Origin of the sequence: Bradyrhizobium sp. 192 (assembly GCF_023100965.1) — a bacterium.
GTDB lineage: Bacteria > Pseudomonadota > Alphaproteobacteria > Rhizobiales > Xanthobacteraceae > Bradyrhizobium > Bradyrhizobium symbiodeficiens.
On sequence record NZ_CP064690.1, the window covers coordinates 5,848,132 to 5,863,065 of the forward strand.

Sequence of the window (14,934 nt, forward strand, 5' to 3'; positions counted from 1 at the left end):
GGGTGACAGTCGGGCCTTCATGGTTCGAGACGCGCCTACGGCGCTCCTCACCATGAGGGACAGGCACTACTTCTTTCCCAACACTTCCTTAGCCCGTTGCCCGAACATGATCTTGCGTGATTCCTCGTCGAACGGCTCTTTCACGAACTTTCCGATCGCAAGCCCCGCCTGCACCTGCGGCCTGGCGCGGACCTCGGCATACCAGCGTTTGACGTTCGGATAGTCGTCCAGCGTAAAGCCCTGCGCCTTGTGGGTCATGGTCCAGGGGAAGCAGGCGATGTCGGCAATGGAATAGTCGCCGGCAACATAGGCGCCGGTCTTGCCGAGTTGCCGGTCGAGCACGCCATAGAGCCGCGCGGCCTCGTCGCGGTAGCGTTCAATCGCATAGGGGATCTTCTCCGCCGCATAGAGCGCGAAATGGCCGTGCTGGCCGAGCATCGGACCAAGGCCTGCCATCTGCCACATCACCCACTGAATCGTGGTGGATCGTCCGCGCAAATCGGTGGGCAGAAAGCGGCCGGTCTTCTCCGCGAGATAGATCAGGATCGCGCCGGTCTCGAACACCGAGAACGGTTCGCCGCCATCGGCGGGCGCGTGATCGACGATTGCGGGAATCCGGTTGTTCGGGGAGATCGCGAGAAACTCCGGGCTGAACTGCTCGCCGGCACGGATGTTGACGGGCTTCACGGTGTAAGGAAGCCCGAGTTCCTCCAGCATGATCGAGATTTTCCAGCCGTTCGGCGTCGGCGCGTAATAGAGGTCGATCATGACCTTTCCTTTGGCCTTCCCTGCTTTCGTCACCGGACTGGAGAGCGACTTTTGTTGTTCTGTACCTCGACGTTAGGACATGGCAGGAAGGGGCGCAACACAACCCGCCGGGAGGGCCGCCATGCTGTTTCCAACCACGATCGCCGGCTCCTTGCCGAAGCCGGAATGGCTCGCCGAGCCCAACATGCTCTGGGCCCCCTGGAAGGCGCAGGGCGACGAGCTGCTGCGCGCCAAGCGCGATGCGACGCTGATCTGGCTGAAGATCCAGGAGGACGCCGGAATCGACATCCTCACCGAGGGCGAGCAGGCCCGGCAGCATTTCGTGCACGGCTTCCTGGAGAAGATCGAAGGCATCGATTTCGCCCACAAGGTCGAGATGGGCATCCGCAAGGACCGCTACAAGGCGATGGTGCCGCAGGTGGTCGCCCCGCTACGGCTGAAGGAACGCGTCCACGCCTTCGAGGCGCGCGTGGCGCGCACGCACACCAAGAGGAAGCTGAAGTTCACCCTGCCCGGCCCGATGACCATCATCGACACCATTGCCGATCGCTACTATGGCGATCGCGTCAAGATGGCGTTCGCCTTCGCCGAACTGCTGAACGAGGAAGCCAAGGCCTTGCAGGCCGATGGTGTCGATCTCGTGCAGTTCGACGAGCCCGCCTTCAATGTCTACATGGACGAGGTCAACGATTGGGGCATCAAGGCGCTGGAGCGGGCCGCGCAGGGGCTGACCTGCGCCACCGCCGTTCACATCTGCTACGGCTACGGCATCAAGGCCAACACCGACTGGAAGGAGACGCTCGGCACGCAGTGGCGCCAATACGAGCAGATCTTTCCGGCGATCGACGCCAGCCCGATCCAGCAGGTCGCGATCGAGTGCCGCAATTCCAAGGTGCCGCTCGACCTGCTCGCGCTCCTGAAGAACAAGATCGTGCAGGCCGGCGTGATCGACGTCGCCAGCGACACGGTCGAGACCGCCGAGGATGTCGTCAAGACGATCGACGCGGTGTCGAAATTCGTGCCCAAGAGCAACATCATCGCCACCACCAATTGCGGCATGGCGCCGATGCGGCGCGAGATCGCCGAAGCCAAGCTGATGGCGCTCGGCGCCGGCGCCGCGCTGGCCCGCGAGAAGCTGGGATAATGGCGGGGGCCCGCAGGCCGCTCTGCTAATCCAGCGCCGTCGGATGCAGCGCCGGTTGATATCCGGCGCTCAGCGCACGCAATGTGGACGGAGGTGTCAGCAGCATCGGGCTCTCCAGATCGTTGCTGGCGCGGACATAGCCGGCTGGCGACCATCGCCACAACCGACCCTTCGCCACCAGAAAGCTCTCCTCGCCCTGCTGCACCATCGCGCCGTCGGGCAATTCTGCCACCGGCATCGGCAGCGCGTGCAGGCGCTTGCGGCCATGATCCAGACGCTCCAGGTGGAGCTGGGCGTCCATCGCCTTCGCACTCACCTTGCTCACGCCATTCCCCGTCTCCCACGCCGCGCGAAAGCGGTTGGCATCGGCGCGTCGGCAGAAGAAGCAGGGACGATGGCCGGCGGCAAAGGCGGTGGCTTCGTCGAGAAAGAACAACTCGGTCCAGCTCCGCCGCGCCATCACCGGCCGACGCCAGCCGCGGAATTCACACAGACATGTAATCCACGCCGGCGACGACCAGCGCTTGTTCAGCAGCGTCTTCGTCGCGGGATCGTGGATGATGCCGCGATTGCCGGTGAACAGGCCGCGATGCGGCGTGGCGATGATGTCGCCGGTGGGCGTGACGCGGTTCTGAAGAGGGCGAGTAGCGAGTGGCGAATGGCGAGTGGGGACAGTGCTACTCGCCATTCGCTACTCGCCACTCGCTCTGATCACGCCGCGCCGTCGCGCAGCGGCGGGTGATAGGACAACGCGGTGTCCCAGGGAAAGAAGATCCAGGTGTCCTGCGAGACTTCCGTGATGAAGGTGTCGACCAGCGGGCGGCCCTTCGGCTTGGCGTAGACGGTGGCAAAATGCGCATCGGGCAGCATCTCGCGCACCAGCCTGCCGGTCTTGCCGGTGTCGACGAGGTCGTCGACGATCAAGAGCCCCTTGCCGGTGCCGCCGCCGAGCTTCATGGCCTGTTCCGAAATGCCCTTGAGGACCTGGAGCTCGCCCTGCTTGTCGTGGTCGTAGCTGGCGATGCAGACCGTATCGATGACACGCACGCCGAGCTCGCGCGCCACGATCGCGGCCGGCACCAGGCCGCCGCGGGTGATCGCGATCACGGCGTGGAACGGGCCGACCTCGTTGAGCCGCCAGGTCAGTGCCCGGCAGTCGCGGTGGAACTGGTCCCACGAGACCGGGAAGGCCCTGCCCGCCCGCTCCTGTGCGCTCAGTTCCGGTGCTTCACCAGCCATTGTCGTCTCCTGCTTCGCCTGCCGGCAAATTCCCTGCTAACGGGTGATGTTCAATCCCGCCAGCATTTCCTTCACCGCGGCCATCGCTGCCGCGAGCTTGTCCGCATCGCGCGAGCGCACCACGAGGTTCGTATTCGGCTTCTGCTCCTCGTCCATGAAGGGATAGCTGCCGATGATGGTGTCGGGATGGGCGGCGGCGATTTCCCGCAAGGGGCTGCCGATATCGCCCTCACGCGCATTGGCGCGGACCGATTCGGAGAGCATGCGCACGCCCGATTTCAGCTTGGGCGAGACGATGTCCATCATCGCCTGCATGATCGAGGGCACGCCGGCCATCACGATGACATTGCCGATCTTGAAGCCGGGGGCGAGGATGGTGGCACTCTGGATCAGTTCGGCACCGTCGGGGATGCGGGCCATGCGCAGGCGGGCCTCGTTGAGGTCCTGCTCGCTCCAGCGCTCCCTAAAGCGGGCGACCACCTCCGGGTGATGGTCGATGCCGACGCCGAACGCCTTGGCGACGCTGTCGGCGGTGATGTCGTCATGGGTCGGGCCGATGCCGCCGGTGGTGAAGACATAGGTGTAGCGACGCCGCAGTGCATCCAGGGCCGCGATGATGTCGGGCTCGTCGTCGGAGACGACCCGGACTTCCTTCAGGTCGATGCCGATATTAGTGAGGTATTCGGCGATGAAGCCGATATTCTTGTCCTTGGTCCGGCCGGACAGGATTTCATCCCCGATGACCAGAATGCCCGCCGTGACGATCTCGCTCATACCTTAAGTCCCTCACCTCTGGTCCCGACTTTGCCGAGGTAACGCGTTGAAGTCACGCGGTTTTGCTGCCGAAATAAGCAGTCCTCAGCCATTTTTTCAGGCAGGCCGCCAAGCATCCCCGGCAAATGCCCTCTCTCCATGCTTATCGCGCTGGCCCGCCCCTTGCTACCTCCTCAAAGTCATGCACTCTTGCCGCATGGCCAGGGAGACACGTCGGGATCTATGGCAGTCGCGTTTGACGAAATGAATATTCCCGGTGGGGACCTTCGCCCCGCCTATCAGGAGCTGGCACGCTGGCTCAAGGAGACGCCTCCCGAGGCGCTCGAATATCGCCGCCAGGAAGCCGAGCTCCTGTTCCGCCGCATCGGCATTACCTTTGCGGTCTATGGCGATTCCGAATCGACCGAGCGCCTGATCCCGTTCGACGTGATCCCGCGGATCATGTCCGGCAAGGAATGGGGGGTGCTGGAAAAGGGGCTGAAGCAGCGCGTGAAGGCGCTGAACATGTTCCTGCGCGACGTCTATCATGGCCGCGACATCCTCCGCGCCGGGATCGTGCCCGAAGATCTGATCTTCCAGAACCCGGTGTTCCGGCCCGAGATGAACGGCCAGCAGGTGCCGCACGACATCTACGTGCACATCGCCGGCATCGACATCGTCCGGGTCGACGCCAACGACTTCCTCGTGCTGGAAGACAATGCGCGAACGCCGTCAGGCGTGTCCTACATGCTCGAGAACCGCGAGATCATGATGCGGTTGTTTCCGGATCTGTTCGCCCGCCACAGGGTGGCGCCGGTCGAGCGCTATCCGGACGAGCTGCTCTCGGCGCTCCGCTCCGTCGCCCCGCTAAGCGCCTCGGGCGAGCCGACCGTCGCCCTGCTCACCCCCGGCGTCTACAACTCGGCCTATTACGAGCACTCCTTCCTCGCCGACAAGCTCGGCATCGAGTTGGTCGAGGGCCGCGACCTCATCGTCAAGAACAACGAAGTGTTCATGCGGACGACCGAGGGCGTGAAGCGGGTCGACGTGATCTATCGCCGCGTCGACGACGACTTCCTCGATCCCCTCACCTTTCGCCCCGATTCCGCGCTCGGGGTGCCCGGGCTGATGTCGGCCTATGCGGCCGGGAACATCACGCTCGCCAACGCCGTCGGTACCGGCATCGCCGACGACAAGGCGATCTACTCCTACATGCCCGACATCGTGAAATTCTATCTCGGCGAGGAGCCGATCCTGAAGAACGTGCAGACATGGCGCTGCCGCGAGCCGAAGGACCTCGCCTATGTGCTGGATCATTTGAGCGAACTCGTCGTCAAGGAGGTGCACGGCTCCGGCGGCTACGGCATGCTGATCGGGCCCGCCGCGACCAAGGCAACGATCGAAGCGTTCCGCGAGAAGCTCAAGCGCGAGCCTGAAGGCTTCATCGCCCAGCCGACGCTGGCGCTCTCGACCTGCCCGACCTGCACGGCCTCCGGCCTCGCGCCGCGCCACGTGGATTTGCGGCCGTTCGTGCTCACCGGCAGCAAGAGCACCACGATCGTGCCGGGCGGGCTGACACGCGTCGCGCTGAAGGAAGGCTCCCTGGTGGTGAATTCGAGCCAGGGCGGCGGCACCAAGGACACCTGGATTTTGGACGAGTAGAGAGATGCTGTCGCGTACCGCCGAAAACCTCTACTGGCTCGCCCGCTACGTCGAACGGGCGGAATATCTCGCGCGCACCATCGATGCGACGCTGCGCGTCACGGCCTTGCCGGCCGCCTATATCGGCAAGACCAATGAATGGGACTCGGCGCTGCTCACCGCCGGCGTCGCCGCCAGCTTCTATCAGACCTACGAGGAAGCCAACGAGCACAACGTGGTCGACTACCTCTCGTTCTCCGTGGACAATCCGTCCTCGATCCGGAATTGCATCGAGGCGGCGCGGCTGAACTCGCGCTCGGTGCGCACCGCGCTGACCGGCGAGATGTGGGACACGATCAACTCGGCGTGGATCGAGCTTCAGGCGGTCTGGAGCAAGGGCACCTCGACGCGCGAGGAACTGGCAAAGTTCCTGCGCTTCGTGCAGGAGACCTCGCTGCGCTTCGACGGCTCGGCGTACCGGACCATGCTCCGCAACGACGCCTACTGGTTCTCCCGGCTCGGCCTGCATCTGGAGCGCGCCGACAACACCGCACGCATTCTCGACGTGAAGTATCACGTGCTGCTGCCGGAAGAGGAACACGTCGGCGGCCCGCTGGATTTCTATCAGTGGAGCTCGATCCTGCGCTCGGTGTCGGCGCTGACGGCCTATCACTGGGTCTATCGGGAAACGCTCAAACCGTGGCTGGTCGCGGATTTGCTCATCCTCAACGGCACGCTGCCGCGCTCGCTGGCGAGCTGCTACGACAATCTCGTGCGCAATCTCGACCAGATCGGCGTCGCCTATGGCCGCCAGGGCCCGGCCCAGCGCCACGCCCGCGGCATCCGCAACCGGCTCGAACACAGCAATATGAACGACATTTTCCAGCATGGCGTGCATGAATTCATTCAGGAATTCATCACAGACAATTCCAGGCTGGGCGAAATCATCACGAAGCAGTATCTGATCTGATGTCCCCCGGCTGACGAAAACGGGATATCGTCATGGCCGGGCTTGTCCCGGCCATCCACGTTCTTGCCTTCGCGCGCCGAAGAAGATCGTGGATGCCTGGGACAAGCCCGGGCATGACGAGCTTCTTCACGGTAAGCAGTCAGGCTAACCACTAACTTCACGGTCCACCATGCGCCTGCGAATCCTGCACACGACGACCTATCGCTACGAGCCGCCGGCCACCAGCGTGATCCAGATCCTGCGCATGACCCCGTGCAGCCATGACGGGCAATATGTTGCGGAATGGCAGATCGACGTCTCCACCGACACCAGGCTCGATGCCCACGAGGACGCGTTCGGCAACGTCACCCATGTGCTGTCCTGCGGGCCCGTCGGCGACATCAAGATCACCGCCGAGGGCCTGATCGAAACCCACGATACCGGCGGCGTGCTGCGCGGCACCGACGAGCGCTTCCCGGCGGGCATGTTCTTGCGCATCACCGACCTCACCTCGGCCAATCCGGCGATGATGGCGGTCGCGCGCCAGTTGCGCAGCGAGGCCGAGAGCGACACGCTCGGCTTCCTGCACACGCTGATGACGGAGATCGGCGATCACATGACCTTCGACGAGGACCCGACCAACAGCGGCACGTCGGCCGCCGAGGCGTTCACGCTCAAGCGCGGCGTCTGCCAGGACTATGCGCACATTTTCATCGCCTGCGCCCGCACCAGCGGCGTGCCGGCGCGCTTCGTCTCCGGCCACTTCCTGCGCTCGGACGGCACGGTGCATCAGGACGCCGGCCATGCCTGGGCCGAAGCCTATGTGCCCGATCTCGGCTGGGTCGGCTTCGATCCCGCCAACTCCATCTGCGCCACCGATGCCCATGTCCGCGTCGCGATCGGGCTCGACTATCTTGGCGCAGCCCCGGTGCGTGGCACCCGCTATGGCGGCGGCGCGGAGACTCTGACCGTGGCCGTGAAGGTCGAGCACGCCAGCCGCGGCGGGCCGTCGCAATCGCAATCTCAGCGACAGAGCTAGGCGCAGCCATCCGAACGCCCGGGCCGTGCTACACTCGCGGGGATCAGATCTGCTCCCCTGCGAGGTACCCCATGGCAACCGTCAAGCTGCTTTCGGACGATGAACTCTCTCCTGAAGCGCGCGCCGTCTTCGACGATATCCGCAAGGTGCGGAAGTCGGATTTCGTCAACAATTTCTGGCGCGCGCTGGCGCATGATCCGAAGACGCTGCGGAGGACGTGGGAGAGCATCAAGGAGGTGATGGCCCCCGGCGCGCTCGATCCCAAGGTCAAGGAAATGCTCTATGTCGCGGTTTCGATCGCACATGGCTGCAGCTACTGCATTCATTCCCACACCGCCGGCGCACGGGCCAAGGGCATGACCGAGGCCGAATATGCCGAGATGCTCGCCATCGTCGGCATGGCCGCGGAGACCAACCGGCTGGTCACGGCGCTCGGCGTGCCGGTCGACGACGCGTTTCTGGTCGACGCGGCCGAGTAGGCTGCTGTCTCACGCCGTCATTCCGGGCTCGCGACTTCGTCGCGCCCCGGAATGACGGCCGGAATCGGGGGTTTCATGCCTCCCCGAAATTGGCTAGTAATTCCGCGCAAACGCGTTCGGGGACTGGAAATGACCTATTGTTGCGGAATCCTGGTTCGGGACGGTCTGGTGATGATCGCCGATACCCGCACCAATGCCGGCCTCGACAACGTCTCGACCTTCCGCAAGCTGCACATCTTCTCAAAGCCCGGCGAGCGCATCATGGCGATCGCCAGTGCCGGCAACCTCGCCATCAGCCAGTCGGTGCTCTCGACGCTGACCGAAGGCCTGGAAGACCCCGACACGGGCGAGATCGAGACGCTGATGAACGCGCCGACCATGTTTCAGGCCGCCCAGCGCATCGGCCGGGCGATCCGTGCGGTGCATGCGACCGAAGGCCCGGCGCTGAAATCCGAGGACGTCTCCTTCGACGTCTCCTTCCTGTTCGGCGGCCAGATCAAGGGCTCCCGGATGCGCCTGTTCATGGTCTACACCGCCGGCAACTTCATCGAGTGCACAACCGATACGCCCTACTTGCAGATCGGCGAGCACAAATACGGCAAGCCGGTGCTCGACCGCGCCATGCATTACGACGTCGAGCTTTACGAGGCGCTGAAGACCGGCCTGATCTCGATGGACTCGACCATGCGCTCCAATCTCGGCGTCGGCCTTCCGATCGACGTGCTGGTGGTGCGCGCCGACGCCTGCGATGCCGATCTCAACCACCGCATCGAGGCCGGCGAGCCCTATTTCCACGATCTGCGCTCGCGCTGGTCGGCGGCGCTGCGCGCGGCGCATCAGAACATTCCGCGGCCGCCCTACAAGAACGAAAAAGAACCGAAAACCTGACAACTGAAGAAAAGGCAGGAAACGATGAGTGAAGCAAAGAAGATCGCCCTGGTGACGGGCGCCGGCACCGGCGTCGGGCGCGCCGCGTCGCTGGCCTTGATGAACACCGGCTTCACCGTGGTGCTGGTCGGTCGCCGGCTCGACATGCTCGAGGAGACCGCAAAGCTCGGACCCGCCGGCAAAAGCCTGTGCGTCACCGCCGACATGACCAAGCCGGACCAGATCGCCGCACTGTTCGACAAGGTGAAGGCCACCTATGGCCGCCTCGACGTGCTCTTCAACAATGCCGGCATGGGCGCGCCGGCCGTGCCGTTCGAAGACCTTGGCCTCGAGCAATGGCAGGCCGTGGTGAACACCAACCTCACCGGCCCGTTCCTGTGCACTCAGCACGCCTTCCGCATCATGAAGGAGCAGAGCCCGCGCGGCGGCCGCATCATCAACAACGGCTCGATCTCGGCGCACGCGCCGCGCCCGTTCTCGGCGGCCTACACCTCGACCAAGCACGCCATCACCGGCCTGACCAAGGCCAGCAATCTCGACGGTCGCATGTACGACATCGCGGTCGGCCAGGTCGACATCGGCAATGCCGCGACCCCGATGACCGACCGCATGGTCAACGGCCCCGGCGTGCTGCAGCCGGACGGCACCACCAAGCACGAACCGCGCATGGACGCCAAGGCGGTCGGCGATGCGGTCGCCTACATGGCCGGCCTGCCGCTCGACGCCAACGTGCTGACGATGACGGTGATGGCGACCAAGATGCCGTTCGTCGGGCGGGGCTAAAGCAAAAATTGCGAAAACAACCCCATGCACAGTAGGGATCTCATTGATTCCTCTGTGCTTTGTCAGAAGCTTTCGGGGGGCATCCAGGTCGTTCGTCTCGTGCCCCGGACGCAGCGTGGCATGCAATGACGCGCTGCTGAGCCGGGGCCTACGCCCGCGCGATCTCGTTGCTGGACTTCTGGGTCCCGGCTCTGCGCCGCAACGCTAATGCGTTGCGGCTTGTCCGGGACACGATGCCTCCCCTACTCCAAACTCTCCACTTTCCGCAGGCTCGGAAACAGCTTCATCCACAAGAGCGCCACCGCAACGGTGGCGACGCCGCCGAGCACGGCGGCCGGCATGGCGCCGAGCAGCGCGGCGGCAACCCCGCTCTCGAATTGGCCGAGCTGGTTCGAGGCGTTGATGAAGAGGAAATTCACCGCGCCGACCCGGCCGCGCATCTCGTCGGGCGTGGACAGCTGCACCAGCGAGAAGCGGATCACGACGCTGATCGTATCGGCGGCGCCGAGCACGGCGAGCGACAGCACCGACAGCCACGTCCAGGAGGACAGCGCGAACACGATGGTGGCGAAACCGAACACGATCACGGCCTGGAACATGCGCAAGCCGACATGTCTGGAGATGGCGTGACGCGCCAGCACCATGGTCATCAGCAGCGCGCCGACTGCGGGCGCGGCACGCAGCACGCCGAGCCCGACCGGGCCGGTCTGCAGGATGTCGCGCGCATAGATCGGCAGCAGCGCGGTGACGCCGCCGAACAGCACCGCAAACAGGTCCAGCGAGATGGTGCCGAGGATCGCCGGGTTGCTGCGGATGAAGCGGACCCCGGCGAAGATGTTGTCCGAGTCCGTTCCCTCCTTCGCGACGGCTTGCGGGCGCGGCCGGATGAAACCGGTCAGGATCATTCCAAAAATCCAGAACAACACCATCATGGCATAGGCCAGATGCGGAGCGACCGCATAGGCAAAGCCGCCGAGGGCGGGCCCCGTGATGGTCGCGACCTGCGCCGCGCCGCTGGAGACGGCGGTGGCGCGCTGCAGCGACCCTTGCGGCGCGATCAGCGGCAGCAGCGCCGCCGTGGTCGGGCTCTCGAACGCGCCGGCAATGCCGAGCACGAAGGTCGCGATGAAGATCTGCACCTCGCCGACCGCGCCGAGATAGGTGATGATTGCGAGATAGGCCGCGGTGGCGGCCTCAACGAGCTGGCAGAGCTGGACAACGCGCTTGCGCTCATAGCGGTCGGCGGCGTGGCCGGCGACGAACACCAGCAGCGCGGTGGGCAGGAACTGCACGAGGCCGACCATGCCGAGATCGAAGGCCGAACCGGTGAGATCATAGATCTGCCAGCCGATCGCGACCGCCGCGATCTGGCTGGAAAAGCGCGACAGGCTGCGCGAGAGCAGGAAGAACAGGAAGGCGCGGTGGGTCAGGAGTTGGCCGGCGGTCACCGGCGGATTCACGGCTGCTGGCTGCTCTGGCATCGCCTGTTGGGTCACCCCTGACCGTCGCTCCCCTGGATGTCTTCCGCGTGGCTGACGCAGACCGGCTTGTCAACAGCGGGGCGGCCAACACCATTCCCGGCATTGCCTTTGCAGCGCAGGCGCGGCCATAATCATTGAGGGTTTGGGGACATCATGCTGCGTTTGCAATCGGCACTCGGCGTTTTCGCATTGCTGTTGATCACCTTCACGCTTGCGGAGAACCGGCGCGCCGTGTCGCTGCGACAGGCGGCCATCGGCCTCGTCGCCACCTTCGTCACCGCGATCGTGCTCCTCAAGCTGCCGGTCGTGGCGCACGCCTTCGGCGCCATCAACGAGGCTGTCGGTGCGATTTCCGCAGCCTCGCGCGCCGGCTCCGCTTTCGTGTTCGGCTATGTCGGCGGCGGCACCCTGCCCTTCGACGTCAAGGTGCCGGGCGCCGATTTCATCCTGGCGTTCCAGGCGCTGCCGATCGTGCTGGTGATGAGCGTGCTGACGACGCTGCTGTTCTATTGGCGCGTGCTGCCGCCCGTCGTCCGCGGCATGGCCTGGCTGCTGGAGCGAACGCTCGGCGTCGGCGGCGCGGTTGGCCTCTCGACCGCCGCCAACATCTTTCTCGGCATGGTCGAGGCCCCGCTGTTCGTGCGGCCGTATCTGAAGCAGATGACCCGCAGCGAGTTGTTCCTGGTGATGACCGGCGGCATGGCGGGCATCGCCGGCACCGTGCTGGTGCTCTATGCGACGCTGCTTGCGCCCCTCATTCCCGATGCGGCCGCGCATTTCGTCATCGCCTCCGTGCTGGGCGCGCCGGCCGCGATCCTCGTCAGCCTGATCATGGTGCCCGAAACCTCCGACAGGCGCACCGGCGGCAAGCTGGAGGATCCCCGGGTCGCTAGCGATCCCGAGATGGAGGTCTCCAGCACGATGGACGCGATCGTGAAGGGCACCGGCGCAGGGATCGAGCTGCTCATCAACATCGTCGCGATGCTCTTGGTGTTGGTGGCCCTGGTCTATCTCGTCAACGCCATGCTCGGCATGCTGCCGAATGTCGGCGGCGCCGCGATCTCGCTGCAGCGCCTGCTTGGCCTCGTGATGGCGCCGGTGTGCTGGCTGATGGGACTGCCGTGGGATCAGGCGATCACCGCCGGCAGCCTGATGGGCACCAAGACGGTGCTCAACGAATTGATCGCCTATGTCGACTTCTCGAAGCTGCCGCCTGATACGCTCGACCCGCGCTCGCGCCTGATCATGCTCTACGCCATGTGCGGCTTCGCCAACTTCGCGAGCCTCGGCATCATGATCGGCGGCCTGGGCGTGATGGCGCCGGAGCGGCGCGAGGAGATCAACGCGCTCGGGTTGAAGTCGATCGTGTCGGGGACACTGACGACGTGCTTGATGGGCGCGGTGGTGGGGGTATTGGCTTGATGCCGTAGCCAAATGAGCGCAGCGATATCCGGGATCAGCTTCGCCGCGCAGAGACTTTCCCGGATGTTGCTGCGCTCATCCGGGCGACGAACCGGTCATTCCGTCAACTGCACAATTTCGACTTCTGCAAGATGCGGCGCACCTCAGCCAGCTTGGCACGGCAGGGCTCGACCGCCATGGCCTTCGCCTCGCTCGTTCGTCCCTGCGCCCACAGTAACACCGCCATCAAGCCCTGCGCCCCGGAGCGCACCGGCGCACCCGCCACATCCGAAGCAGCGAGCGACAGGGCGGTTCGCGCCTCCGTCTCGGCGGCACTGAGGTTCGCTTGTTCCAGGAAGAAGACTGAACGGAACACGTGGGCCCGCGCATCTCGTGGGTAGCGGGTGACGAGATCGAACGACCGCCTAACCATCTCGTCAGCCTTCGCCGGCACTTCGGACGCACGGATATAATGCACGGCATCGGCCATGTAGGACGCATAATGGACGGCGGCGAAGCCGGCGCAGATCAGAGATCCGAGGGAGGCTGCAAGCAACGTCATGCTGGCGCTCCGCGGCAGGCTGTCATAGGACCAAAAGGCGAGCCACGGCGTGATCGCAAGCGCGGCGCCGGCCACCGCACCGCCCGCATGGGCATAATAGTTGACATTGCCCGAGGCACCGAAGGCCAACGGCAGCAATGCGGGCACACCGAAGAAGAGCGACGTCTTCAATCGCGATATGGTTTGATCGGCATCCGCTTCGGGATCGAAGCTCGCGACGAACAGTGCGGCGATGAGCCCGGTAATGGCGCCGGACGCGCCGACGCCCACCGTGCCGGGGCCATTGCCCAACAGAGAGCCGACCTCACCCGCCACTGCACTGGCGACGAAGATCAGCGCAAACCAGCCACGGCCGATCAGAGACTCCAACCTGACGCCGACGATGAACAACCCAACGCAGTTGCTGACGAGGTGCCACCCGCTGCCGTGCAGCAGCGGCGCAAGGCCAATCCTCCACCACTCTCCTCGTCCGACGACGAGATCATAACCGGAGGCGCCTTGAGCAATCAGCGAGCGGACATCAAGGTCGCCGTCCCGCGCAATGTCGATGGCCAGACTGCGTTGCAGGGCGAAGATCAGGAGCAGGCCGAAAATCAGGCCAATGGTGAGAAAAGGGATATCGGCCAGAAGCTTGTTATCGCCGAAAAGCGTCCCCTCACTGGGAAAGGGCCGAGCGGGGTCACGCACGATCTCCGGAGCGATCGGCGCGACGACGGGTTGAATCGACGCTCTTGAGGGCGGCGCCGTGACGCCACGTCGGCCAAAAGTGTTGGTCGCCATGAAAGCATTCTCGCATTTTCACAGCTTGGAGTTGACCGGAGAGGTATTTTCGACTGGTTAGCACGCGTCGGCGAGGCAGCAGAAGTCATCCGACTGGTAATTTTCCAGTTGCTCAGATTGGGGGCTTTTTAGCGATCGTGACGGCACATTGCCGAAGGCTGACGGGCAGCCCCGGAGCCCAGATGGAGCGCAGCGCAAATCCGGAAAGCCTGCGTCGTTGCAGGCAGCGGCATCGGATTCCGCTTCGCTCCATTCGGGCGAACGAACCGTCATGACATGAAGGAGAGAGCCTACGCCTTCAACTCCACCGTCTTGAATTCCGCCGGCAGGATCACCTCCAGCAGTTCGACGTCGTCGGAATAATCCAGGATCATGTGCTTGATCTTCGGCGGCTGGGTCCAGGCGCTGCCCTCCTTCATCAAGGTCTCGCCCTGCCCGTCCATGTAGGTCTTCACCCAGCCCTTGAGCACGTAGACCATCTGGAAATCGACGTGGTGGAGGTGCAGCTTCGAGACCTCGGCCGGATCGCAAGGACCTTGCAGACGGATCACGTGGGCTTGCGCGAGGCCGCGGCTGGCGTCGGCGATGCCGAGGTCGCGGTATTTCGCGTAAGCGCGCAGGCCATCGGCCTTGAAGTCCTCCTCGCGGTGATGGCTGATCGCGATGCGCTGCCTGGGGCGTGCGGGCTTCTTCGGCTCGGCAGCGCGAACCTTCGCCTTCACCGCCTTGCGTGCCGGGGATCGCGCTGCCGCCTTGACGCCGCTCCGCTTCTTCGCCGCGGTCTTCGTGGCGGGTCTTGATGTCTTTTGCTTGGCCATTGTCTGCCTCCCTGATCTGAGCCGGGCCCGCCGGACAGGCACAACCCGAGGGCAGACTATCCAGTCCCGGATCAGGCGGCAATTGCCGGGGTGCAGGTCCGGCAGCACGATGACCCAATCGGTCGTAGCTTGTCCGAAGCTGTCGTGGCGCGCGGCCATCGTCTCGTATTCGTTTTCCCGCTGAATTAATCTCGAAGGGAGATTCTGGG

General features: G+C 64.5%; 15 protein-coding genes. 8 read left to right on the forward strand and 7 right to left on the reverse strand.

Going from position 1 to position 14,934, the window contains the following annotated elements; translation table 11 throughout:
• Positions 1-66: 66 nt before the first annotated feature.
• On the reverse strand, positions 67-768 hold the full coding sequence (locus IVB24_RS27360) for a glutathione S-transferase N-terminal domain-containing protein (protein ID WP_094972519.1): 702 nt from the start codon (positions 766-768) through the stop codon (positions 67-69).
• A gap of 121 nt (positions 769-889) precedes the next feature.
• Here IVB24_RS27360 and IVB24_RS27365 point away from each other — a divergent pair, with 121 nt between their 5' ends.
• Positions 890-1,912: a methionine synthase gene (locus IVB24_RS27365; RefSeq protein WP_247769661.1), complete on the forward strand. Its 1,023-nt coding sequence runs from the start codon at positions 890-892 to the stop codon at positions 1,910-1,912.
• Positions 1,913-1,937: 25 nt separating this feature from the next.
• On the opposite strand, the gene IVB24_RS27370 is transcribed toward IVB24_RS27365, so the two are convergent.
• Genes IVB24_RS27370 through IVB24_RS27380 form a run of 3 tightly spaced genes read right to left on the reverse strand, consistent with a single transcriptional unit; the run spans position 1,938 to position 3,925 of the window.
• Positions 1,938-2,600: a hypothetical protein gene (locus tag IVB24_RS27370; protein WP_247769662.1), complete on the reverse strand. Its 663-nt coding sequence runs from the start codon at positions 2,598-2,600 to the stop codon at positions 1,938-1,940.
• A gap of 23 nt (positions 2,601-2,623) precedes the next feature.
• Entirely contained in the window at positions 2,624-3,151 is a 528-nt protein-coding gene (gpt, locus tag IVB24_RS27375) for a xanthine phosphoribosyltransferase (RefSeq protein WP_063195254.1), read from the reverse strand.
• 36 nt (positions 3,152-3,187) lie between these two features.
• Positions 3,188-3,925, reverse strand: a complete 738-nt coding sequence (locus IVB24_RS27380; protein ID WP_247769663.1) for a molybdopterin-binding protein — start codon at positions 3,923-3,925, stop codon at positions 3,188-3,190.
• 222 nt (positions 3,926-4,147) lie between these two features.
• On the opposite strand from IVB24_RS27380, the gene IVB24_RS27385 reads away from it, so the two are divergent.
• The 6 genes from IVB24_RS27385 to IVB24_RS27410 all read left to right on the forward strand — a co-directional run bounded on the left by IVB24_RS27385 (position 4,148) and on the right by IVB24_RS27410 (position 9,683).
• Positions 4,148-5,566, forward strand: coding sequence for a circularly permuted type 2 ATP-grasp protein (locus IVB24_RS27385; protein WP_094972164.1), 1,419 nt, complete (start codon positions 4,148-4,150; stop codon positions 5,564-5,566).
• Between the two features lie 4 nt (positions 5,567-5,570).
• A complete protein-coding gene (locus IVB24_RS27390) occupies positions 5,571-6,515 on the forward strand; it encodes an alpha-E domain-containing protein (protein WP_247769664.1) in 945 nt (314 codons plus the stop codon).
• 169 nt (positions 6,516-6,684) lie between these two features.
• A complete protein-coding gene (locus IVB24_RS27395) occupies positions 6,685-7,533 on the forward strand; it encodes a transglutaminase family protein (protein WP_140480343.1) in 849 nt (282 codons plus the stop codon).
• Between the two features lie 71 nt (positions 7,534-7,604).
• Positions 7,605-8,012 (forward strand): carboxymuconolactone decarboxylase family protein, encoded by a 408-nt coding sequence (locus IVB24_RS27400; protein ID WP_140480344.1) that lies wholly within the window; start codon positions 7,605-7,607, stop codon positions 8,010-8,012.
• A gap of 129 nt (positions 8,013-8,141) precedes the next feature.
• On the forward strand, positions 8,142-8,900 hold the full coding sequence (locus IVB24_RS27405) for a proteasome-type protease (RefSeq protein WP_094972168.1): 759 nt from the start codon (positions 8,142-8,144) through the stop codon (positions 8,898-8,900).
• Positions 8,901-8,924: 24 nt separating this feature from the next.
• The gene (locus IVB24_RS27410; RefSeq protein ID WP_094972169.1) at positions 8,925-9,683 is read left to right on the forward strand and encodes an SDR family oxidoreductase; all 759 of its coding nucleotides are present in this window, start codon (positions 8,925-8,927) and stop codon (positions 9,681-9,683) included.
• Positions 9,684-9,925: 242 nt separating this feature from the next.
• Here IVB24_RS27410 and IVB24_RS27415 read toward each other — a convergent pair whose 3' ends face one another.
• The gene (locus IVB24_RS27415) at positions 9,926-11,164 is read right to left on the reverse strand and encodes an MFS transporter (RefSeq protein ID WP_247769665.1); all 1,239 of its coding nucleotides are present in this window, start codon (positions 11,162-11,164) and stop codon (positions 9,926-9,928) included.
• 153 nt (positions 11,165-11,317) lie between these two features.
• Here IVB24_RS27415 and IVB24_RS27420 point away from each other — a divergent pair, with 153 nt between their 5' ends.
• The gene (locus tag IVB24_RS27420) at positions 11,318-12,586 is read left to right on the forward strand and encodes a nucleoside transporter C-terminal domain-containing protein (protein WP_247769666.1); all 1,269 of its coding nucleotides are present in this window, start codon (positions 11,318-11,320) and stop codon (positions 12,584-12,586) included.
• Between the two features lie 103 nt (positions 12,587-12,689).
• Here the strand turns inward: IVB24_RS27420 and IVB24_RS27425 are convergent, their stop codons facing one another.
• Together IVB24_RS27425 and IVB24_RS27430 are read right to left on the reverse strand one after the other, a co-directional pair.
• Positions 12,690-13,907 carry a rhomboid family intramembrane serine protease gene (locus IVB24_RS27425; protein ID WP_247769667.1) on the reverse strand — a complete coding sequence of 406 codons (1,218 nt, stop codon included), beginning with the start codon at positions 13,905-13,907 and terminating at the stop codon, positions 12,690-12,692.
• A 290-nt stretch (positions 13,908-14,197) separates the two neighbouring features.
• Positions 14,198-14,725, reverse strand: coding sequence for a cupin domain-containing protein (locus IVB24_RS27430; protein ID WP_247769668.1), 528 nt, complete (start codon positions 14,723-14,725; stop codon positions 14,198-14,200).
• Positions 14,726-14,934: the final 209 nt, after the last annotated feature.

Coding starts and splice junctions, on each gene's coding strand:
- IVB24_RS27360 (WP_094972519.1), bottom strand. CDS start 768: ATGATCGACCTCTATTACGCGCCGACGCCGAACGGCTGGAAAATCTCG.
- IVB24_RS27365 (WP_247769661.1), top strand. CDS start 890: ATGCTGTTTCCAACCACGATCGCCGGCTCCTTGCCGAAGCCGGAATGG.
- IVB24_RS27370 (WP_247769662.1), bottom strand. CDS start 2,600: ATGGCGAGTAGCACTGTCCCCACTCGCCATTCGCCACTCGCTACTCGC.
- gpt (WP_063195254.1), bottom strand. CDS start 3,151: ATGGCTGGTGAAGCACCGGAACTGAGCGCACAGGAGCGGGCGGGCAGG.
- IVB24_RS27380 (WP_247769663.1), bottom strand. CDS start 3,925: ATGAGCGAGATCGTCACGGCGGGCATTCTGGTCATCGGGGATGAAATC.
- IVB24_RS27385 (WP_094972164.1), top strand. CDS start 4,148: ATGGCAGTCGCGTTTGACGAAATGAATATTCCCGGTGGGGACCTTCGC.
- IVB24_RS27390 (WP_247769664.1), top strand. CDS start 5,571: ATGCTGTCGCGTACCGCCGAAAACCTCTACTGGCTCGCCCGCTACGTC.
- IVB24_RS27395 (WP_140480343.1), top strand. CDS start 6,685: ATGCGCCTGCGAATCCTGCACACGACGACCTATCGCTACGAGCCGCCG.
- IVB24_RS27400 (WP_140480344.1), top strand. CDS start 7,605: ATGGCAACCGTCAAGCTGCTTTCGGACGATGAACTCTCTCCTGAAGCG.
- IVB24_RS27405 (WP_094972168.1), top strand. CDS start 8,142: ATGACCTATTGTTGCGGAATCCTGGTTCGGGACGGTCTGGTGATGATC.
- IVB24_RS27410 (WP_094972169.1), top strand. CDS start 8,925: ATGAGTGAAGCAAAGAAGATCGCCCTGGTGACGGGCGCCGGCACCGGC.
- IVB24_RS27415 (WP_247769665.1), bottom strand. CDS start 11,164: ATGCCAGAGCAGCCAGCAGCCGTGAATCCGCCGGTGACCGCCGGCCAA.
- IVB24_RS27420 (WP_247769666.1), top strand. CDS start 11,318: ATGCTGCGTTTGCAATCGGCACTCGGCGTTTTCGCATTGCTGTTGATC.
- IVB24_RS27425 (WP_247769667.1), bottom strand. CDS start 13,907: ATGGCGACCAACACTTTTGGCCGACGTGGCGTCACGGCGCCGCCCTCA.
- IVB24_RS27430 (WP_247769668.1), bottom strand. CDS start 14,725: ATGGCCAAGCAAAAGACATCAAGACCCGCCACGAAGACCGCGGCGAAG.